Source organism: Crocinitomix catalasitica ATCC 23190, from assembly GCF_000621625.1.
GTDB lineage: Bacteria > Bacteroidota > Bacteroidia > Flavobacteriales_D > Crocinitomicaceae > Crocinitomix > Crocinitomix catalasitica.
Genome location: NZ_JHXV01000006.1, coordinates 118381 through 141289, shown reverse-complemented (window position 1 = coordinate 141289; position 22909 = coordinate 118381). Strand labels below are relative to the sequence as shown.

Below are 22909 nucleotides of genomic sequence, written 5' to 3'. Positions count from 1 at the left end.
ATTATGGCAAGAATAGATAAATTTATATGGGCTGTTAGGCTTTTTAAAACAAGGAGTTTAGCTGCTAATCAATGTAAAACGAATAAAATATTGGTAAATGATGAAGCTGTTAAGTCTTCTAAAACAGTTAAAGTGGGCGATATTGTTACAGTTCGTAAAAGTGGTGCTGCTTTTAAATATAAAGTAATAGAATTGTTAGAAAAAAGAGTAGGCGCGAAATTGGTTGAAAATTATATTGTCGATATCACTGCGCCTGAAGAGCTTGAAAAATATAAATTGTACATGCTCAGCCAATCTTCTTATAGAGATAATGGAATGGGTAAACCAACAACAAAAGAACGCAGAAGGTTAGAACAATTCTTAAAAAGAGGCTACGACGATTAAATTGCCTTTTTCATAACGCAAGGCATTATTTGCAATCTTCGCATATTCTTAAAGGATTTGCTTAATTCAATAATCACAATCTGCGACTATGCTTTATTTTTGACGCATGAAACATATTTTTTATTCTTTCTTTTTAGGATTGTTGTTTGCCAATTGTGCGGGAGTATATATTCCTCCAGCGCCTCAAATTCCGTTGTTCCGTGAAGCGAAAGAATTGAATTCAGATTTAGGCATCAGTACTAACTCACTTTATTTGAATACTGGATATAGCTTTACTGATAAGTATGCCGCCATTGCGAATGTTAATGTTTCATACCGAAATCTTTCGCCATATTACGATATTAGTAATTTAGTATTTAAAGAATTAGACATTTCAGGTGGAAACGAATATAAACATAGTGGTGCTGAATTTGCATTGGGCAGATATTGGTCGAAGCCAACTTCTTTTTGGGTATCCGCAGTGTTTGCAGGTTTTGGTTTAGGAACATCAGCATACGAAACCACTATTCCCGATCAATACAATACTAATAATTATTTGTCCGGGCATATTATGTATGATATTGGCTACGAAAGAAGAATATTTTCGATCGGTTTTTCGGCTAAGCTTTTCTACAATTCCATTGATGTAACTTATAAAGAAGGTGGATTTGAAGCGCACAAACCAATTAATCTTTATGGCGGACAATTGGGTGGGAAAATTAGAATCGGTAAAAAGCGGGTCTTCTTTTTTATTGCCGGTGCGTTAACGATGAGCTCGACCTTTGGAGCTACTGGAGGTCCTGGATTTAGTAATAGTAATTTGTCGACTGAACTTTTCAAAAATTTCTTAAATACAGTATATGATGCAGGTTCTATCCAAACCCGTTTAAGTCCACATTCTCCTGCTCAGATATCTATTGGTATTAGTTTAAGGATATAAACTAGTTTATAATTTCATTGGAATCCAGTCTCCATGCTCTTTAATCAATTCGATTAATTCATCAACAGCATCAACCTCGGGAATATTTTTCTTAACGACTTCTCTTTCTTTATAAAGGTTGATTTTTCCTTTACCCACTCCTACATAGCCATAATCAGCATCAGCCATTTCTCCTGGTCCATTGACAATACAACCCATAATTCCAATTTTTAAACCTTTCAAATGATTGGTTTTAGCACGAATTTTGGCTGTTGTTTCTTGTAAGTCAAACAAAGTCCTACCGCAAGATGGGCATGAGATATATTCAGTTTTTGAAATCCTTGTTCGCGACGCTTGCAAAATTCCAAAACTAGTTGATGTTATAATTTGAGGGCTTGCAATGTTTTCAGCCCCTATCATAATTCCATCGCCCATTCCGTCCAATAATAATGCGCCCAATTCAACCGCACTATACAATTGAAAGGATTCAACATCTAAATCGTTATAAGAACGGTGTAGTATAACCGGATTAGTAATTTCTAATTGCATCATTTCTATCATGAAACGTCGCATTTCCAAAACAGGATTCGTTGATGAAGAGGATAAAATTAAAGTAACCTTGTCAAAATTTGAGACTTCCATTAATTCAGGTAAAACCTTCAAATCTTCAGCATTTACACGTAAAAAATTCAACTCGTCCGAGAAAGTATTCGCTGTCTTAAATTGTTCTATCGTAAATACAGGATAAATTTGATTTTTTGGCACCCAAGCTTCAGCCTCTACTAATACTCCTAGGGTTCCAGGTAATTCGAAAGTTGGAATGTGATTCGCTGTATAAATATAATCTACCGCTTGATCTCGTAAATGCCATTTATCATCAGAAATATTATAAGTATAACCTAATGCGAATAAATTAGCAGGTTTCAAAACGTCGTAATGGCTTACGTCCTGAATGACTACAGGCACATGATGATCACCAATATTACCAATACTTTGTGTTAATCTTCTTTGATAATCAAAAGGGTTATAAGGCAAACTTCCATTAAAACCGGCAATCGATTTATCAATTGTTGGATGGTGAAATTTCTCCGCTAATTTTCTGGCAACAGGAATTTCAAATTCAGGTTCTTCCGTTAACGATACACGGATGGTATCACCCAAACCATCAATCAATAAAGTTCCGATTCCAACAGCTGATTTAATTCTACCATCTTCACCATCACCAGCCTCAGTGACACCAAGATGCAAAGGATAAACTCTACCTCTACCAATCATAACACTTGCCAAAATTCGATAAGCCTGCACCATAACATGTGTATTACTTGACTTCATCGAAATAACAAGATCAAAATAATCATTGTCTTCACATATTTCAATAAACTCAAGTGCAGATTGCACCATTCCTTGAGGTGTATCACCGTAACGACTTGTTATTCTATCTGAAAGTGAACCATGGTTTGTACCAATCCTCATTGCTCTGCCTTTTTCTTTGCATAGCAGAACAAGAGGAGTAAATTTTGCTCGAATTCTTTTTAATTCATCTTGATAAGAATCATCTGTATACTCTATTTCCTCGAATTTCTTTTTATCGGCATAATTCCCTGGATTTACGCGAATCTTTTCAACAAACAAAGCAGCTACCTCAGCGGCATTTGGTGTAAAATGAATATCTGCAACTAAAGGTGTAGTTAAACCTAAATCTGTTAAACCTGATCGGATTAATTTTAAATTTTCAGCTTCTTTTTTTGAAGGCGCTGTATATCGAACCAATTCACAGCCAGCAGCAATCATTCTTGCTCCCTGATCTATGGAGCCCTTCGTATCCATTGTATCAACGGTAGTCATTGATTGCAATCGAATAGGCTTATCGCCTCCAAAAAAAATATTTCCAACCTTAACCTCTTGCGTTTTAAGACGAGAATATTCCGTTAGACTGTTACAATATTTCAGATCCTTATCCATTCAATAAATTCTTATCTAATTTCAGACCCCGCATTAAATCCTTCGGCAGGCTCTACAAAACTCAATTTACCTTCTGTGTTTTCTGCCATTAAAATCATTCCTTGTGATTCAACCCCTCTAATTTTTCGAGGTGCTAAATTCAATAAAACAGAAACTCTTTTTCCGATTACTTCTTCCGGCGTAAAATGTTCTGCTATTCCAGAAACAATTGTTCTTTTATCTAATCCCGTATCAACAGTTAATTTAAGCAATTTGTCTGCTTTCTTAACTTTTTCTGCGGTCAATATTTCACCGACACGAATATCCATTTTAGTAAAGTCATCAAAAGAAACAAGCTCTTTTTGTGGATCTGTTTTTACCTCAACAATTTCTTTCACGGATGCTTTTAATTTTTCAACTTCTTTAGTCACGAACTCATCCTCAATTTTTTCAATTAGAATACTTGGTTTTTCAGGATTAATTTTGTGATTATCTTCAAGGATCGTTGCTGTTCCAGCTAAAGACCAATCAAGTTCTTCAATATTTAAAAAATCTCGAATCAATTGGGCTTTTTTCGGTAAAAATGGCGCCAAAACAAGTGTAAGATTTGCGGTTATCTGCAAAGCAAAATTCATAATGGTTCTTACTCTGTCTTGTGCTTCCTCAGATTGATCTTTCGAAATTTTCCAAGGTTCTGTTTCAGCCAAATACTTATTCCCCAGACGAGCAACATTAATTGCTTCAGCCTGCGCCTCACGAATTTTATATTTAGATATTAAATCAGCAATTCGCTGAGGGAAGTCAGCCAATTGTTTCAAAACATCCTCATCTAGCTCCGTTAGTTTACCTTTTGCAGGAACATTTGCATCGTAATATTTATGAGTAAGAATGACAGCTCTATTAACGAAGTTGCCTACAATATCAGCCAATTCATTATTAATTCTGTCTTGAAATTCTTTCCATGTAAATTCAGCATCCTTACTCTCGGGAGCAATTGCTGTTAAAACATATTTTAATTCATCAATTTTTGTAGGGTGATCAGCAATAAACTCATGCAACCATACTGCCCAATTTTTAGACGTTGAGAATTTATTTCCTTCTAAATTCAAAAATTCGTAAGCTGGAACATTATCCGGCAATACTAATCCGCCATGTTCCTTTAATAAAATAGGAAATATAATAGCATGGAAAACAATATTGTCTTTCCCTATGAAGTGAACTAATTTTCTATCACCAGTCCAATAATCTTCCCAATTCTTATTTTGTTGTTGCGCCCATTCTTTCGTCATTGAAATATAACCGATAGGGGCATCTAACCAAACATATAAAACTTTTCCATCCGCGCCTTCAACTGGAACTTTTACGCCCCAATCCAAATCTCTTGTCATTGCTCGTGGATGCAATCCCCCGTCAATCCAGCTCATACATTGGCCATTAACTTGGTTTCTCCACAATTTAGGATCGTGTTGTTGAACACCATCTAATTTTCCCTCTTTTATCCATTCTCTCAACCAATCTTCGTGCTTCTCCATCGGTAAGAACCAATGTGTTGTTTCTTTTAAAACCGGCGTGTTTCCACTCAATGTCGAAATAGGGTTAATCAAGTCTGTTGGACTTAATGCAGAACCACACTTCTCACATTGATCACCATAAGCATTTTCATTCGCACAATTCGGACACTGCCCAGTGATATACCTATCAGCTAAAAACTGATTGAATTCGGCATCGTAATATTGTTCTGTTGTTTTTTGAATGAAACTCTTCTTATCGTTCAGCGTGGTAAAATAATCTTGCGCCGTTTTATGATGAATTTCATTCGAGGTTCTTGAATAAATATCAAATGTGATATCAAAATCACTGAAAGCTTGTTTTATGATATTATGGTATTTGTCTACAATTTCTTGTGGAGTTATGCCTTCTTTCTTCGCACGTAAGGTTATCGCAGCTCCATGCTCATCACTTCCACATACAAAAAGAACATCTTCCTTGATCATTCTTTTGAATCGAACAAAAATATCTGCAGGTAAATAAACTCCCGCAACATGCCCTAAATGTAAAGGCCCATTTGCATAGGGTAAGGCAGCAGTAACTGTAAAACGATTATCTTTCATTTAAATTTATTCAAAAATTAATTGCATTTATCTTATACAAATATAAGTTGAATGCATTGATAAAATGTATTATTCGGCGATTTATCTCATAGATATAGGAACAGAATTATTTCGAAACCGACGATATTAAGGATCAATTATCAATATTCGAACAAGATGAGTTAAGTTGACATTACAACTAATTATATAGTTTAATTATTTTGCGAAATCAATAGGAAACTATATTATATAAAGCTTTAAAAGCTGTCTTTCTGGTCGACGCAGCTTTATAAATCAATACTAAAAGCTGACCGGAATTGTACTAAAAATCGAAATCAGGAGAATAGATTCAGTAATCTCAGCAATTTAAATTAAAATATAATCTACATTTACAATAGAATTGCCGACTTGCAACAAAACATATTTAGTCATGAAAACCATTCGAATTGTAGCACCTGCGAAAGCGATAGAAGCGGATAAAATTGCATTCGCGCACAAAGTTTTATCTTTAAATAATTTCAATGTTCAACTATCAAATAATTTAAACGGTAATTATCATTATTTTTCAGGAACATTAACAGAGCGGTTAGCGGATTTTCAGTCGGCAATTGATGATAAGGAGGTCGATATTATTCTTTGTGCCAGAGGCGGATATGGATGCGTTCAACTTATTGACCAATTAGACTTTACACAATTCATTCAACATCCTAAGTTAATTATTGGTTATAGCGATGTCACCGTATTTCATCAACATGTTTATGGTAATTTTAATATTCCAACAGTACACGCTTCGGCTCCATTGAATTTTGAAGATAACTCAATGGATTCTTTAAGTTCATTAATTAACGTTTTTAATGAAAAGGTCAATACCTATGAATTTCCTGCTCATCAGTTAAATATTACAGGGTCATTAAATGGAGAAGTGATCGGTGGAAATTTAGCTGTAATTTGCGCATTAATTGGCACCAATTCAGATTTTGATTTTACTGAAAAAATTCTTTTTATAGAGGATATAGGCGAAGCCGTTTACAGTATTGATAGAATGATGTATACGCTTAAAAAAGCCGGTAAATTAGACGGAATTAAAGGATTGATTGTTGGAGGAATGACGAATATGAAAGATTCTGCTGTTCCTTACGGTGAATCAGTTGAGCAAATAATTCACCATCATATTAAACCGTTTAAAATTCCACTTTGTTTCAATTTTCCAGCGGGTCATATTGACGATAACCGCGCCATTATCATTGGCAAAAAGGCAATTATTAAGATTGGTGACGACAAGGTAATTTTCGAGCAATAAAAAACCTCCCCAGTAGGAACCGAGGAGGTTTTATTAAAATGTTATATTGACTATTTCTGAGTTTTCACAATTCTCATACCTTCATTCGTTGAGATTTTCACTACATACATTCCCGACGCTAAATTCGCATAGTTAACCTTCACTAAGTTTGAATTTAAATTAGAGCTTGTATAAGCAATGTTTCCAGCGATATCATAAATCACGACACTATTAATTAATGCGCTAGATTCGATATTTAAAACATCTACTACTGGATTAGGATAAAGGTTAACAGCAATCGATAAGTTTTCCTCTGTCAAGCCCAAAGTACATTCTGCAAGCACATAAGCCGCGTCAGCTTCTCCAATACACCCATCTTCGTTTGTAACAATTTGGTTATATGTTCCTTCGGCAGTAGCATCATACGTATCGCTTGTTGCTCCTGGAATATCAGTTCCATCAAGTGTCCATTGCATCGTTTCTCCAACAATTCCTTCTAATAAAACTGGTTCGTCACAAAACTCATCAGCATCAAATTCGTTCGTAATTGTTACAGTAGGCAATACTCCGTCCAAAATAGTAATTGGTTCACCCATTCCCGAACAACCCTCTTCATTTATTACAGTTTGATTATACGTTCCCGCTTCATCAATTATAAGAGTAGAACCAGTTTCACCATCAATTTCATCACCACTCATAAACCATTGTTGTGAGCCTTCATCTGAACCAGTTAATTCTATTGAACTTCCAGGACATAAAACTGATGTTTCACTTGTTATTTCAACAACAGGATTTTCAGCAGTAACTATTGTTATACCTACTGCAGCTGAATCCATACAACCATATTCAGTTGTTACCATTTGATTATAAACACCGCCTTCAGTAAAAGTAATACTTGCCAATGTTGCTCCATCAATCATTTCACCATCTTTATACCATTGCATAGAAACATCTTCAATTCCGACAATACTTCCAGTTTCTCCACCACATAAAACTTCAGTCTCTGTTGTCAATAGAACTTCAGGATTTGGTCTTGCAATAATCTCAATCGAAACATCTGCAGAATCAGAACAACCTGACATATTCGTTTTTAATTGATTATAAATTCCAGCTTCTGTAACAGTATAAGTTGCACCTGTTGCATCATCAATTTCTTCACCATTCATTAACCATACCACTGATCCTCCTCCAGGAGCAACACCAGTAAGTTCAATTTCTTCACCAATACATAGGTCGTGATCACCTTCTTCTTGTGTTACAGTAACAACTGGCGAAGCTAAAAATGAAACTGAAATTACTTCAGACCACATATAATAATCTGATTCACCTTCACCTATTTGCATTAAGGCTTGATAATCTCCAGTTTCTTTAGCATAAATTAAATCATCTGCTTCATCTGCAATTAATTCACCATCTCTATACCATTCAACATCATTCACTTCATACAATAATTGAATTTTGGTACTATCATCTCCAGGACACGCATCAAATTCGATTTCGGTACCTTCAGCTCGGAGCGTTTGAATAATACAAACATCCATAACGCCGCCCTCATCACTAATTGCCAAAGACTCTGTTTCGTTATATTCTTCATTAACAGTCTCTCTTAAATCTCCATAATATTCAGTAATTAGAAATCTATCCTCTTCTTCGTCATAAAAAGCACCATGGACTTCAGTCTCTTCCATACCTGGCATATGCATTTCTGTGAATTCGCCAGATTCAGGATCATAACGATATACAAAATGTTCTTCTCCGTCATCTCCTTGGAAAAGATATAGTGAGTTGTTCGAATTATTATACTCTAAACCCCAAGGTCCTCGTAAACCAGTTTCGAACAATAATTCAAAATCAAGTGTTCTTATATTTAAGGTAAAAATTCTACCAGGCTCTTCATCCGCATTCCCTGTAATTAAATACAATAATCCGTCATCACCAATATCACCTGAATTAAAAAACTGTTCTTCAAAATCATACACTCTTGTATAATCACCAGTAAAAGGATTTACACGATATAAGTCTCTTGGAAATTCGTCTTCTCCATCCGAATCAAGCAAGGCATAAGTTAAGCTATCGTCAGGATTAACCGCAATAGCATACATATTATACATATCTCCATCTTCTGTCGTTAATTCGTCATATGAATCGTCAGCATAAAATACAAAGCCAGGAATACCTGAAGCACCGATCAATCGGTTGGCGGTTGTTTCTTGCCCATAGGAAAGAAAGCCTGCGCCTGTCATTATTAACATTAGTAGTTTTGTTTTCATAATTTAAAGTTTAGTTATTACTTGTTATTCAAAATTTACGCATTAATTTTTTACAATCTTACCTGAATGACTTCCCATCTTATAAAGATAGACTCCTTTAGCCAATTGCGATACATCAAACTTATTCGTTTGGAAAATTGATTCATAAACCAAATCTCCTTGAATATTATAGAGATAAAAACTATCTCCATTTGGATTACCCGAAATTCTAATTTCATCCACAAATGGATTTGGGTACAAAACAATCTCCTCAATCGTGTCATCTACTACCGACGAATGATCGATATCAGTTAAGTCATCTAACCAACTTATATCATAAGACCACATCGATCTTGAAAAAGTCCCTGCAATTAATTTCTTATTCTCAAAATCTATCGCTAATTCACTAACGGTTAAAAAGGGCAAAACGTTGCCTACGTACGACCAGATCTCACCATTGTTCTCACTGAAATAAACTCCACCATCTAACGCCGCAAATAAATATTCATCTAAATCATATCCTGGAACAATTAAAATATCATTGACTGTTATTGCAGGCAGATCACTTGAAATATTCTCCCATGACTCACCATAATCCGAAGACTTATACAGATATGCTATGCCATCATCAACTTTATACCCTGACATTGCCACATAAATAACACCATGCTGATTCGGTGAGCAACGAACACCTGTTATATATCTATTTGGCAGATCTCTAGTAATATTTGTCCAATTCCAAGTACCACCTGTTCGATTTCCTCTCCACATCAATCCGTCAGTTGTACCAGCGTATAAGATATCACCGTTGTTATTAGGTTGATCAATTTCAGAAATGGTATGATAATCCTTTCCATTTTCAATTTCTCCTAGTCCCACTCTTGTTAAATCTGGACTGATATATTCATAGGAATCGAACGGAGCATCATCCATTAATTGGATATGAGCCGAACCAATAAACAACTCGTCTTTCGCTTCATTGTAAACATAAGGCATGTCCCAATTTACTCTGTCTTCAGGAATCAAATCCATTTCTACATTCCAAACTTCTGCAAATTCATTTTTATAATAAAGTCCACCATTCTGCGTCTCATAAAAAGCTGCATTAGGCGTTTCTTTTAGATAAGTTATTCTAAATCCATCCCCTCCAAATAGTCGATCCCAACTATTAAAACTTAATTGATTCCCTGACATCGTACCATTGTCTTGGGCACCACCTCCGTAAACTCCAGTATTATTTGGATCGACTGCGACATGATAAAATTGTGTTATCGGCAAATTCTCAATATCCTCCCATGTTGAACCGTTGTTTACTGTTTTATAAATGCCCCCATCTGTACCAATTATATAAGAGGTTTCATCCAAAAATAAAATCGCATGTTTATCCGCATGTACTTCATAAATCCACCATTCAGGCACATTCAATTCCCATGAAATACCGCCGTCTAAAGATTGATACATATCAACCCCTGGAATGATTAGATGGTTATTATTAAATGGATTCATATAAACCTCACCAAAATACCAGCCAAAACCACCCAATGCATACGCAGGTAATCCATCCATACCGTCGTGAACACCTATAGCTGTCCACGATGATCCTGCATCATTCGATTTATATATTTCTTTGACGTCGAGTGTTATTCCATCAACATAGAGTGCTAAAACGGTATTGGGGTCTTCGTTTGAAATGGCCAATCCAATTCGACTTTCATCAGTAATTGGTAGACCTCCCGAAAGAACGTTCCATGTATCACCACCATCTGTTGTTTTATAAATTTTTGCATTTGGTCCAACCACTGTCGAACTCATATAATTCCGCATTCTATTAAATCCAGCAGCATATAAAATATTCGGATTTTCAGGATCCATTACTAAATCAATAACACCAGCAGAATCAGCTATAAAAAGTGAATTCGACCAAGTTTCTCCTCCGTCTAACGAACGATAGACACCTCTTTCAGCTGTTTTTATGTGAGGATTACCCAATGTACTTGCGAAAATTATTTCTGAATCAATTGGATTAATCAAAATTTCTGTCACCGATCCAGTCGCCTCAAGTCCCATATTTACCCACGATTCTCCCGCATCTTCGCTTAAATAAATACCGTTTCCAATCATAGCAGTACCCGAAAAATTACGATCTCCTGTTCCAACAAAAACTCTATTCTCATCTTCAGGATCTAAAGTAATTGCCCCAATAGCTAAAAAGGATTGATCATCAAATATCGGATTCCAATTTTCTCCTCCATCTATCGTCTTGAATATTCCTCCATTTGTTGACCCGGCATAAATAACATCTGGGTCACTTGGACTTTTGGTTAAGACATCTATTCTACCACCAATATTTCCAGGTCCCTCTTCTTGCCAATCAAGATCTAAACTAACCTCCCTACTTCCTCCTCCGCCATCTCTATCTCTTCTGACATCTTCAATTCTGGCCAAGAATTCGTTTTGATTAAATCCGTCTGGATAAGATCTGATTTTCAACCATTGATCGTGTGGTTCGAGACTTTTAGGATGAATTTTTTGTGCTTCACTTTTAGGGTCAACCACAAAATAAGGTGCGAAAATTAACGATCCCACAAGTGCGACGAAACAAGACACAACAAATATCAAGGAAGATTTAGGCATTTTCATGGTAAGTATTTATTTCTAAAAATACCACTTTTTCTACTATTCTCAAAAGCCTAAACAACAGATCGATTGAAAAATATACAATTCTGTCTATTTTTCAAAATAGCTGACCACTAAAACGTTAAAGAAAAAAAATTACTTTCTTCTCCCTCTAGACGAACGACTTTTAGATGCGCCTTGACCTGCTTTACGTTTTTCAGCTAACCATTTTGGGATGTCTTTTTCTTTACCAGCACTTCTTGATTTGCCTAATAAACGTTCAACCAATTCTGGTTTACCTGCAGAAGTTAACTTATCTTTAATCCACTGCTTATTCTCTGGTTTATACCAGAAAAAGAAACGGTGTTGATCTTTTTTCTCTTCTTTAGTTTTAGGCGCGAATGTAGGTTTTAGTGTATAAGGATGGACACCTGAATAATAAATAACGGTTGCCACTGTCATTGGAGTTGGTGTAAAGTCTTGCACTTGTTCCAATTGAAAACCCATTTCTTTAGTTTCCGCCGCTAAATTTGCCATATCTTCTTCTTTGCATCCAGGATGTGAAGAGATAAAGTAAGGAATTAAAGGTTGATTTAAATCATTCTTCTTTTGAATGCGATCGTATGACTCTTTAAACTTATGAAAATGCTTAAACGAAGGTTTTCGCATGATTCTTAGCGTGTCGTCTGCGGTGTGCTCGGGCGCAACTTTCAAACGACCGGATACATGTCGTGTTACAACTTGCTCAAGATATTCTTCAGCTGCCTCTTCGTCCAAGTTTTTATTGTAATCTTTCACCAATAAATCGTAACGAATACCTGATCCTACAAAAGCCTTTTTAATCTTTGGATGATTATCAACTCTTTTATAAATACTAGTTAAAGGTTTATGACTCGTATCTAGATTCGAACAAACTACTGGATGAATACAAGAAGGACTGACACATTTTTCACAAATGCTTTCAACAATCCCTTTCATGCGGTACATATTTGCAGATGGACCTCCTAAATCAGACAAATATCCTTTAAAATCGGGATCTTGAACAACCTGTTCAACTTCACGCATAATAGATTCTTCACTTCGCGAAGCAATGAACTTACCTTGATGCGCAGAAATCGTACAAAAACTACATCCTCCAAAACATCCCCTATGCATATTGATAGAAAATTTGATCATATCATATGCCGGAATTGCTCCACGGTTATGATATTTAGGATGTGGCAATCTTGTATAAGGAAGATCGAATGATTTGTCAATTTCCCCTTCCGTCATTGTTTTATAAGGCGGATTGATAATTAAATATTTATCCCCTGTATCTTGAATGATTCGTCGCGCAACCAATTTATTCGATTCAACCTCGACAATTTTAAAATTACTCGCATAAGCAATTTTATCTTGGAGACATTTTTCGTGTGAACTTAATGCAATGTCTTCCCAATTCTTATTCTTTGGTAATCCCTCTTCTTTACTCCTTAATATTGCCGTTTGAGGCACTGTTGTTAGAGAATTGAAAGGAACACCTTTTTTTAATAAAGTTAAAATGTCACGCAATGGTTTTTCACCCATTCCATAAACCAACATATCCGCTCCACTCGTTTCCAAAATGGTTGGCATCAATTTATCTGACCAATAATCGTAGTGAGTTACTCGACGCAACGAGGCTTCTATTCCACCTAAAACAACTGGAACATCAGGGTAAATTGATTTTAAAATTTTAGCATATTCAATTGATGCATAATCTGGTCTGAATCCAGCTTGACCACCTGGTGTATATGAGTCAGTTGATCTTTTTCTCTTTCCTGCGGTATAATGATTCACCATCGAATCCATACATCCAGCAGTAACACCAAAGAAGTATTTTGGTTTACCAAATTTCTTAAAATCTCTTAAATCGTCTTGCCAATTGGGTTGTGGAATGATACCTATTCTGAATCCTTCACTTTCAATTATACGCCCTATAACGGCGGGACCAAATGATGGATGATCAACATAAGCATCTCCAGAAACTAGAATAATATCTAACTCTTCCCATCCATGCGCTTCCAATTCTTTTTTCGTAATTGGTAGCCAATCTGATACCGGTCTCCTCTTATTCATAGTTACAAAGGTACGAAGTAATTTCTAGCTCGAATTTTTTATTGAAAATACAAACTAATTTTGTTTTTCAAAACCTTTTTGTCAATAGAAGCATAATCCTTTCTAAAATGCTCAGCATAAAACATTTCACCAGTAGCAACCTTAACCAACGCAACTTCTGTAAAAGTGTTTTTGGCAAAATAAAGTAGGACATGTGTTGGGTCTTTCTTTGCTATTGTTGCATAATATTCATCTTCGCTTAATAAACGGTAAGTAATATTAAACTCTTTTAAAAGGTCTTCAGAAATGGCGTGTCTAGTTTGCTCTCTATTAATAATTAATATATTTCCCACTGATGGCACACCAGCAGCGCTTATGGCTTCCGTAATTTTTTCATTAATCTCTTCGTCTTCACCGCTAAACTGATTGTCTCTTATCAAAGTCAAACCTTTATTTAAACTTTTAATTAGTAGGTAAATAAATTTATATTCGTTAGGCTCGTCAACTAAAGGATAGAAGCCATTGAAATACATATAACCTAAGGTTTCCAACATATTAACTTCCATTCTCGGCTTATAATCATCAGCTGTTTTAAGGACGAGTATATGCTGGTTATTTCTATCCATCATATGTTTATTCGTCTTCTCTTTTGTTGTTACAAACAATGCGTTTGATGTTTTTTCAGGGCGTTTATATTGTTCAACAACTTTAAAATCCGTGATGGTCCAATTTTCTTCCAAACAAGCAATCATAACACTATCAAAATTAACATCTCCCGTTTTAACGTATGTAATTCCGTTCGTTAAAAATTTTTTAAAGGCAATCTCATCAGTTCCAGAATTAAATACTTGTGCATGCGCATTTAGGAAATTGAAGAAGAGTAAGCTAATCAGAAATAGATTTTTCATAAGAATTGTTTAGCAAAATTTACGCCAATCTAGACGAATAACAATTTAGCATTGTCTGCAAATAATTTAACTGCGATGGCCAATAGAATAATTCCAAAGACTTTTTGTAGAATGGCAATTCCACCTTTACCTAATAATTTTTCAATTCGTTTGGTTAATTTTAATACCACCAAAACAATTATCATATTCAAGAATATGGCAATAGCAATATTAATTGGTTGGTACTCTACATTCAAAGAAACGATTGTAGTCATTGTACCAGCACCAGCGATTAATGGAAATGCAATGGGTACAATTGATGCAATTTTAAGAGACTGTTCGTCATCATCTTTGAATAATTGAATGCCAAATATCATTTCTGCACCAAGCGCAAAAAGAATCAACGAACCAACCACAGCAAAGGCTTCAACTTCTACACCTAAAAACCCTAAAATACCTTCTCCTAAAAATAAAAAGGCAAGCATAATACCTAATGCGACTAGTGAGGCTTTTAGCGCATGAATATCTCCAGCTTTTCGTTTTATCTTAATAATTAAAGGAATTGAACCTAAAATATCAATCACCGCAAATAGTACCATAAACGCTTTACCTACTTCTAAAATATCAAAATTCATAGCTTTAAATTTCTTAAATATTCAGTGTTTTTTGCAAAAAAAATGCAAAGGTACACTTATTTAAATGGTTTATTGATTTTGCTCAATTAACGTTTCAATACTAGACGCAAAATATTGATGTTCGAGACTTAATACTTTACGTTGAATGTCTTCAGCAGAATCTGACAAATTTAGCTCACAAGTATATTGTTTAATAATACTTCCTTCATCATAATTTTCATTCACAAAATGAATAGTAATTCCGGACTCTCTTTCTTTTGCTTCAGCCACAGCCCTATGTACATTCATTCCATACATTCCTTTCCCACCATATTTAGGCAGTAATGCAGGATGAATATTAACAATTTTATTAGGAAAAGCGTTGATTAAATTAGGAGTAATTTTTTTTAAATAACCCGCGAGCACAATAAAATCAATTTTATAAACCTTTAAAATCGACATCATTAATTCACCTTCCATATCACCGGTCGCGTGAACATAAAAAGGAATATCATGATTTGTTGCGCGTTCTAAAACGTAAGCGTTTTCATTATTACTGACTACTAATGCAATTTGAATGGATTCATGATTGTGAAAATGACGGATTATTTGTTCCGCATTACTTCCTCCACCTGACGCAAAAATTGCAATATTAGTTTTCATAGTCATTCATGTTTTAGACACAAAGGTAAAATGTAAGAATGAATTATTTAAAAATTTACTATATTTAAAAATCACTAATACAAATTTGTGGAAGAGAAAAATACGTTTATTCCTTATCAAGGAGAGAGTTTTGAAGAAAAAGAAATGATTAGTAGATCTGAGCGCTACTTTGAATTTATGAATAAGCGAAGATCTATTCGTGATTATAGTGACAAAGATGTACCTAAGGAAGTTGTTGATAACATTATTCGAACAGCTTCGTCTGCACCATCAGGTGCACATAAACAACCTTGGGTATTTTGTGTTATTCGTAATTCAGAATTAAAGCATCGGATCAGGGAATTAGCTGAAGAAGAGGAAAGAAAAAATTATAGTGGTCGAATGAGTGAGCGATGGATTGAAGATTTAGAACAATTTGGAACAAATGAAGTAAAAGAATTTATTGATATTGCCCCTTGGATTATTGTAGTAATGAAAAAATCATATGATATAGATGAGGCAGGAAACAAGTCCAATAATTATTATGTAAATGAGTCGGTAGGTATCGCCTGTGGATTTTTAATTTCAGCGATTCATAATGCCGGTTTGGTCACCTTGACACACACACCAAGCCCCATGAATTTCATTTCAAAGGCCTTAAATCGGCCAGAAAACGAAAAACCTTACTTACTTTTACCAATTGGATATGCAGCTACAGGCTGCACTGTGCCTGACATTGACAGGAAAGCACTAAAGGAAATTGCAATTTATTATTCGTAAATTTTGATTTTCTGCTTATTTAGTATTTTCTTTGCACACTGAATAAACCATTTAAAACAGATAAATATGTCTGATGTAAAATCAAAAGTAATGTCTATCATCGTAGACAAATTAGGAGTAGCAGAAGATGAAGTTTCTGCAGATGCAAGCTTCACGAATGATCTAGGTGCAGATTCGTTAGATACTGTAGAATTGATCATGGAATTTGAAAAAGAATTCAATATTGCAATTCCGGATGATCAAGCGGAAAAAATTCAAACTGTAGGAGACGCTGTTTCTTACATAGAGGGGAATGCAAAATAATTTGACACATCAATAAGTCTTAAATCTAAGAGATAAATAAATGGAGTTAAAAAGAGTAGTAATTACTGGGCTTGGTGCTTTGACACCGATAGGAAACACAATTGACGAATATTGGGACGCGTTAAAGTCTGGAGTCAGTGGAGCTGCTACAATAACAAAGTTTGATGCCTCTAAGTTTAAAACTCAATTTGCGTGTGAGTTGAAGAATTTCAATGTGGAAGATTTTATGGACCGCAGAGAAGCTCGACGACTAGACCCATTTTCACAGTATGCCATGGTTTCGGCTTCCGAAGCCGTGGCTAATTCTGGGCTTGATCTAGAAAAAATTAACCTTGAACGTGCTGGCGTAATTTGGGGTTCTGGTATTGGTGGTTTAACCACTTATCATGAAGAAACCAAACAATTCGTTGAAGGTGACGGTACGCCAAGATTTAGTCCTTTCTTTATTCCAAAAATGATTGTTGATATTGCCGCAGGTCATATCTCAATGAAATTTGGATTTAGAGGTCCTAATTATGTTACAGTTTCTGCTTGTGCATCTTCTAATAACGCCATGATTGACGCATTCAACCTAATTAGATTAGGAAAGAGTGATGTAATTATTACTGGTGGATCTGAAGCTTGTGTAAACGAACCTGGCATGGGTGGATTTAATGCTTTAAAGGCGCTTTCAACACGAAATGATTCTCCGGAAACGGCTTCAAGACCATTTGATCTTGATAGGGAAGGTTTTGTTCTAGGTGAAGGCTCTGGCGCATTAATTCTTGAGGACTACGATCATGCAATAGCACGTGGAGCAAAAATCTATGCCGAAGTTGTAGGTAGTGGCCTTTCTGCAGATGCTCATCACATTACAGCTCCACATCCCGAAGGATTAGGTGCAATAAGTGTAATGGAACAAGCACTAGAAGAAGCTGGTTTAAAACCTGAGGATATTGATTATATTAATGTTCACGGAACATCTACTCCACTTGGAGATATGGCCGAAACAAAAGCGATTAAACACGTTTTTGGAGAGCACGCTTATAAACTTAACATTTCTTCAACTAAATCAATGACTGGTCATTTATTAGGTGCTGCTGGTGCAATTGAAGCTATCGCTTGTGTGAAAGCGTTGGAAAACAATCTTGTTCCCCCTACAATCAATCACTTCATGGATGATCCCGATATTGATCCAAAATTAAATTTTACTTTCAATAAAGCACAAGAGCGTAATGTACGTTATGCATTGAGCAATACCTTTGGTTTTGGAGGTCACAATACTTCAGTGATTTTCAAATCATATGAGGGATAGCATCATGAAAATAACAAAATTCTTCTCAAAGAGCAAGAATTCAGAATTTCAAGAACTCAATAAATTTGTCACTAAAAAGTTTAGTTATAAGCCGAAGGATATTCAGCTTTTTGCTACCGCTTTTACCCACAAATCTTACAGTAATTCACGTGAAAATGTCGAAAGTAACGAACGGTTAGAATATCTCGGCGATACTGTCATTGATCTAATTGTTGCGCAATATTTATTTGAAAAATTTCCAGAAGAAGACGAAGGTTATTTGACGAAAGTTAAATCCAAAATTGTAAATCGGAAAATGCTGGCTTCAATTGGTGGTGAAATTGGTTTAGTAGATCATTTACGATACAGAACTGGTCGTTCAATCAAGATTGAAACCATTGAAGGAAATGCACTTGAAGCCATAATCGGTGCAATGTATCTCGATTCGAATTTTGAAAAAACAAAAGCTGTTTTCGAAAAATGTATCATTAAACGTTACATTAATTTCACGGTTGTACTTGAACAAGAAATTGATTTTAAAAGTCAATTGCTAATTTGGGGACAAAAGAATAAATTCAATATCTCATTCGAGATCATTGATGACGCTTCTAAAGAGAATAATTTTATTTATACGGCTATTGTTATTGTCAACGAAAATAAATGGGGTCAAGGTAAAGGAACGTCCAAAAAAGAAGCTGAACAACAAGCTTCCAATGAGACAATGACTTTGTTGGGATTACAGTAAAATTAATTGGTTATTGAAGCGTACAACCATAATACTAAATAATACCTTCCAAAAATTCCCACTACCATTAAAACCGCCAATTTCCAAAAATTGAGTTTAAAATACCCCAGTAAGATTGTTATCAGCTCACCAAGAATAGGAATCCACACTATTAGACCTAATATAATGCCCCATTTTTCAATTTTAACAGACCAATAGTCTATTTGGCTGTCTTTAATTTTTAATCGTCTGTGGACTGCTAAATTTTTGATTTTATAACCTATAATATAATTGGTGCTCGAACCTAAGAAATTTCCAATTCCTCCGATTAAAAGAACCAGCCAAAAATTTTGCTCCAATTGGTAAGCACCAATTAATATCGCTTCTGAAGGGAACGGGATAAGCGTGGCAGACAAAAATGTGCCAATAAATAATCCTAATAAACCCCAATTTAACAAAGCCATAATTCCAATCTTATTATGCCACGAAGATAGTATTCAATTAATCAGTAATAAAATTAATCCATAATATTCTTGCATTCAATGAATTAAATTATTACATTAACACTTAACCTAAAATATATTTCAATTATGAAACAGTTATTTACATTAATTTTATTTATTAGTTGCTTCTCGTATGGTCAAGTCAACAATTTAGAACTTTCAAATTCTTCAGGTCATGATGTTTATGTACAAGCTCATGCAGTTACAAATTGTGACGGATCTGGCAGTCTTTCAACAGTTTGGATTCCTTTATCTGGTTATGGTTCAACAACCATTACCCCATTATCAGCATCGCCATCTTATTTTTGGTTGATTGTTGCTGTTTGGAACCCTTCAGATCTGTCACAACAATTAAACATGACAAATCCTTGTTCAGGATGTAGTATTCCAGATTGGGATTATCATCCTGACGTCAATGGATACTGGGAAACAACAGACTGTATTAAAATACAAATATTTTAATACGCAATTAAGAAATAAATAAACCGCGATAAAAATTTATCACGGTTTTTTTTATTTTATAAGATAAACGCTTTCTTCACTTGGTCAACATAATCTAATTTTTCCCAAGTAAATGTTTCTACTTCAATACTCTTTTCGTTTGCACCGTTTTTAAACGTGATGGTTTTTTTCTCTGGAGTACGACCCATATGGCCATAAGCTGCAGTTTCAGAATATATAGGGTTTCTTAATTTTAATCTAGTTTCAACTGCGTAAGGACGCATATCAAAAATTTCACTTACTTTCTTTGCAATCTCACCATCCGTCATGTCAACTTTCGCTGTTCCGTATGTATCAACAAATAACCCCATAGGTTCAACAACACCAATCGCGTAAGAAACTTGAACAAGAACTTCGTTACACACACCTGCCGCAACTAAATTCTTTGCAATGTGACGTGTTGCATATGCGGCAGAACGGTCAACTTTAGATGGATCTTTTCCAGAAAATGCACCACCGCCGTGAGCACCTTTACCACCATAAGTATCAACAATAATCTTACGTCCCGTTAATCCAGAATCACCATGTGGACCACCGATTACAAATTTACCAGTTGGATTGATATGATATTTAATGTCATCTCCGAATAACGCTTGTAAATTAGCAGATAGTTTTGCCTTTACTCTTGGAATTAAAATTGAAAGTACGTCAGATTTAATTTTCGCTAACATCACTTCATCAGATGAATCAAAATCATCATGCTGCGTAGATAAAACTATAGCTTCAATTCTTTCAGGTATATTATCATCAGAATATTGAATAGTAACCTGTGCTTTAGCATCCGGTCTTAAATAAGGAATTTCTTTAGTATCTCTTCTTAAGTCAGCCAATTCAATCAATAAACTATGTGACAAATCTAGCGCCAAAGGCATATAGTTTTCCGTCTCAGTTGTTGCATAACCGAACATCATTCCTTGATCTCCTGCTCCTTGATCCATTGGATTACCTCTATCAACACCACGATTGATATCATCCGACTGTTCATGAATCGCAGAAATAACAGCACAAGATTTTGCATCAAATTGATACTCTGACTTCGTATAACCAATTTTCGTAATTGTATCACGAGCAATTTGCTGTACATCTAAATAAGCATTTGAATTTACTTCCCCGGCTAAAACAACCAAACCAGTTGTAACCATCGTTTCACATGCTACTTTTGACTGTGGATCAAAAGCCATAAAATGGTCAATCAATGCATCAGAAATTTGATCTGCTACTTTATCTGGATGTCCTTCTGAAACGGATTCGGAAGTAAAAAAATATGACATAATCTTTATTTATATAAATGAATAGTGTGCAAAAATAGTCAAATTGATAAAATGACCGACCACTTTACTCAAAAAACAATTCTATAGATTAGTTGAATTACTTAATCGGCAGATTTAAACCCATATTGTCGATTAAACGAACAGATCCGCAGTATGCTGCCATACAGATTCTACTATTATTGTCAACAACATCAACACTCAACAGTGTTGTACTATCCACTATTTCGACATATTCTAGTTCTAAGTTTCCCTTTTTAAAAGTACGGAGTATTTCTTCAGTAATATGTAGACTACTATTAGATTTGACCGCATGCAAAACACCTGCTAATAATGATTGATAGATGATCTCTGCATCTTTCAACTGTTCCTCACTTAGTAATGCATTTCTAGAACTCAGTGCCAATCCATTTTTATTTCTTTGGATTAAAACACCAATTACCTCAACATCTATTTTTCTAATCTCAACCATTTTTCTAATTATGGCAAGTTGTTGAAAATCTTTTTCTCCAAAGAATGCTTTGTTCGGTCCAACCATTTCAAACAGTCTTTCCACCACCATACATACACCGTTAAAATGACCAGGACGAAATTTCCCTTCTAAAACCTGATCGATTCCTTCTAAATCTATTGTATAACCTGAATTTACACCGTTCGGATACACACTATCGACATCTGGAATTATCAGCACGTCACAATTTACAGATTCCAATTTCTCAGTATCTTCAGCTATTGTTCGTGGGTAAGTAGCCAAATCACTGGGGTTATTAAATTGAGTAGGATTTACAAAAATATTGCAAATCACGATATCACAAACAGCTTGCGCAGCGTTGATTAGACTTAAATGTCCTTCGTGTAAAGCACCCATAGTTGGAACGAAACCAATCTTTTTTGCTGGGTCTGAACTGCGAATTGAAGAAATCAAAGCATTAATTTCTCCTAAATTTTTTACAATTTTCAATTCCGAATTATTTGGTAAAACCTACAAATCTATGTTTTACAATTGAATATCTGCTATATTTTTCGTACTTTTGTACATAAATTAAGCGATACCTACAATATGGAAAAGAAAAGAGTACTGTACATTTCACAAGAAATTTCACCTTTTTTACCAAAATCAGACATTTCAAAAGCAGCAAGAAAATTGCCTCAGGGAATTCAAGAGGCGGGGAAAGAAATACGTGCATTTATGCCTAGATACGGGTGTATTAACGAGAGAAGACATCAGTTGCACGAAGTGATAAGGTTGTCTGGAATGAATTTAATCATTAACGATGTTGATCATCCATTAATCATTAAAGTTGCTTCTGTACCTCAAGCTAAAATTCAAGTTTATTTTATTGATAACGAAGACTTTTTTACTAGAAAAGCTACCGTAAAGGACGAAGATGGGGAGTATTTTGAAGATAATGATGAACGTGCAATGTTCTTTGGACGCGGCGTTTTAGAAACGGTCAAGAAATTAGGATGGAAACCAGACATTATTCACTGTCACGGATGGATGACTGCGTTAACGCCTCTTTATATTAAAAAATTATACAATAACGATCCGCATTTTGCAGACGCTAAAGTTGTATATTCTGTTTATGACAATTCTTTTAACAAAAATTGGGATCCAAAATTTAATGAAAAACTTAAATTTGATGGCTTTAACGAAGCAGACGTAGCGGATTTAGAAAATTTAGATTGGGTTACACTTAATAAAAAGGCTATTGAAGTCTCTGATGGTGTAATACAAGGAAGTGAGAATATGGATGCTTCGATATCAGAATATATTGAAAAATCAGAAATTCCATTTCTTGAATACTATTCTGAAGAAACATGCGTTAAACCCGTAAATGAATTTTACGACCAAATTTTTGAAGAAATAGTTGTTTAGTC

20 protein-coding genes are annotated in these 22909 nt (G+C 35.0%); 9 read left to right on the top strand and 11 right to left on the bottom strand.

The features are described from left to right. The first annotated feature begins 3 nt into the window (after positions 1-3). Both T367_RS0104555 and T367_RS0104550 read left to right on the top strand, forming a co-directional pair. Positions 4-384, top strand: a complete 381-nt coding sequence (locus T367_RS0104555) for an RNA-binding S4 domain-containing protein (protein WP_035842475.1) — start codon at positions 4-6, stop codon at positions 382-384. 106 nt (positions 385-490) lie between these two features. Next, complete coding sequence (locus T367_RS0104550; RefSeq protein ID WP_027418786.1) at positions 491-1303, top strand: hypothetical protein; 813 nt, start codon at positions 491-493, stop codon at positions 1301-1303. Between the two features lie 6 nt (positions 1304-1309). On the opposite strand, the gene ispG is transcribed toward T367_RS0104550, so the two are convergent. Continuing rightward, positions 1310-3244, bottom strand: coding sequence for a (E)-4-hydroxy-3-methylbut-2-enyl-diphosphate synthase (gene ispG, locus T367_RS0104545; protein ID WP_027418785.1), 1935 nt, complete (start codon positions 3242-3244; stop codon positions 1310-1312). An 11-nt stretch (positions 3245-3255) separates the two neighbouring features. Beyond that, on the bottom strand, positions 3256-5334 hold the full coding sequence (gene metG, locus T367_RS0104540; protein WP_027418784.1) for a methionine--tRNA ligase: 2079 nt from the start codon (positions 5332-5334) through the stop codon (positions 3256-3258). A 409-nt stretch (positions 5335-5743) separates the two neighbouring features. Between metG and T367_RS0104535 the strand changes: the two genes are divergently transcribed. Continuing rightward, on the top strand, positions 5744-6613 hold the full coding sequence (locus tag T367_RS0104535) for a S66 peptidase family protein (protein ID WP_027418783.1): 870 nt from the start codon (positions 5744-5746) through the stop codon (positions 6611-6613). Positions 6614-6663: 50 nt separating this feature from the next. Here T367_RS0104535 and T367_RS0104530 read toward each other — a convergent pair whose 3' ends face one another. From T367_RS0104530 to purN, 6 genes are all read right to left on the bottom strand, one after another. Then, positions 6664-8862, bottom strand: a complete 2199-nt coding sequence (locus T367_RS0104530) for a T9SS type A sorting domain-containing protein (protein ID WP_027418782.1) — start codon at positions 8860-8862, stop codon at positions 6664-6666. A gap of 42 nt (positions 8863-8904) precedes the next feature. After that, the gene (locus T367_RS0104525; protein WP_027418781.1) at positions 8905-11481 is read right to left on the bottom strand and encodes a VPS10 domain-containing protein; all 2577 of its coding nucleotides are present in this window, start codon (positions 11479-11481) and stop codon (positions 8905-8907) included. Positions 11482-11613: 132 nt separating this feature from the next. Further along, the gene (locus tag T367_RS21365) at positions 11614-13554 is read right to left on the bottom strand and encodes a YgiQ family radical SAM protein (protein WP_035842472.1); all 1941 of its coding nucleotides are present in this window, start codon (positions 13552-13554) and stop codon (positions 11614-11616) included. Positions 13555-13592: 38 nt separating this feature from the next. Continuing rightward, on the bottom strand, positions 13593-14441 hold the full coding sequence (locus T367_RS0104515) for a hypothetical protein (protein WP_027418780.1): 849 nt from the start codon (positions 14439-14441) through the stop codon (positions 13593-13595). Positions 14442-14470: 29 nt separating this feature from the next. Continuing rightward, positions 14471-15055 carry a MarC family protein gene (locus T367_RS0104510; RefSeq protein ID WP_027418779.1) on the bottom strand — a complete coding sequence of 195 codons (585 nt, stop codon included), beginning with the start codon at positions 15053-15055 and terminating at the stop codon, positions 14471-14473. Between the two features lie 69 nt (positions 15056-15124). Then, positions 15125-15697, bottom strand: a complete 573-nt coding sequence (gene purN / locus T367_RS0104505; protein ID WP_027418778.1) for a phosphoribosylglycinamide formyltransferase — start codon at positions 15695-15697, stop codon at positions 15125-15127. A gap of 87 nt (positions 15698-15784) precedes the next feature. On the opposite strand from purN, the gene T367_RS0104500 reads away from it, so the two are divergent. The 4 genes from T367_RS0104500 (at position 15785) to rnc (ending at position 18777) form a co-directional block, all read left to right on the top strand. Next, positions 15785-16456, top strand: a complete 672-nt coding sequence (locus T367_RS0104500) for a nitroreductase family protein (RefSeq protein ID WP_027418777.1) — start codon at positions 15785-15787, stop codon at positions 16454-16456. A 66-nt stretch (positions 16457-16522) separates the two neighbouring features. Then, the gene (locus tag T367_RS0104495; protein WP_027418776.1) at positions 16523-16759 is read left to right on the top strand and encodes an acyl carrier protein; all 237 of its coding nucleotides are present in this window, start codon (positions 16523-16525) and stop codon (positions 16757-16759) included. Positions 16760-16799: 40 nt separating this feature from the next. Then, the gene (gene fabF, locus T367_RS0104490) at positions 16800-18053 is read left to right on the top strand and encodes a beta-ketoacyl-ACP synthase II (protein ID WP_027418775.1); all 1254 of its coding nucleotides are present in this window, start codon (positions 16800-16802) and stop codon (positions 18051-18053) included. Positions 18054-18057: 4 nt separating this feature from the next. Further along, the gene (gene rnc, locus T367_RS21360) at positions 18058-18777 is read left to right on the top strand and encodes a ribonuclease III (RefSeq protein ID WP_051568343.1); all 720 of its coding nucleotides are present in this window, start codon (positions 18058-18060) and stop codon (positions 18775-18777) included. 2 nt (positions 18778-18779) lie between these two features. Here rnc and T367_RS0104480 read toward each other — a convergent pair whose 3' ends face one another. Continuing rightward, positions 18780-19220: a YqaA family protein gene (locus T367_RS0104480; RefSeq protein WP_027418774.1), complete on the bottom strand. Its 441-nt coding sequence runs from the start codon at positions 19218-19220 to the stop codon at positions 18780-18782. Between the two features lie 126 nt (positions 19221-19346). On the opposite strand from T367_RS0104480, the gene T367_RS0104475 reads away from it, so the two are divergent. After that, the gene (locus tag T367_RS0104475; RefSeq protein ID WP_027418773.1) at positions 19347-19721 is read left to right on the top strand and encodes a hypothetical protein; all 375 of its coding nucleotides are present in this window, start codon (positions 19347-19349) and stop codon (positions 19719-19721) included. A 56-nt stretch (positions 19722-19777) separates the two neighbouring features. On the opposite strand, the gene metK is transcribed toward T367_RS0104475, so the two are convergent. Beyond that, entirely contained in the window at positions 19778-21031 is a 1254-nt protein-coding gene (metK, locus tag T367_RS0104470; RefSeq protein ID WP_027418772.1) for a methionine adenosyltransferase, read from the bottom strand. 97 nt (positions 21032-21128) lie between these two features. Beyond that, positions 21129-21989 (bottom strand): pantoate--beta-alanine ligase, encoded by an 861-nt coding sequence (gene panC / locus T367_RS0104465; protein ID WP_027418771.1) that lies wholly within the window; start codon positions 21987-21989, stop codon positions 21129-21131. Positions 21990-22088: 99 nt separating this feature from the next. Here panC and T367_RS0104460 point away from each other — a divergent pair, with 99 nt between their 5' ends. Continuing rightward, entirely contained in the window at positions 22089-22907 is an 819-nt protein-coding gene (locus T367_RS0104460; RefSeq protein ID WP_027418770.1) for a glycogen/starch synthase, read from the top strand. The last annotated feature ends 2 nt before the right edge of the window (positions 22908-22909 follow it).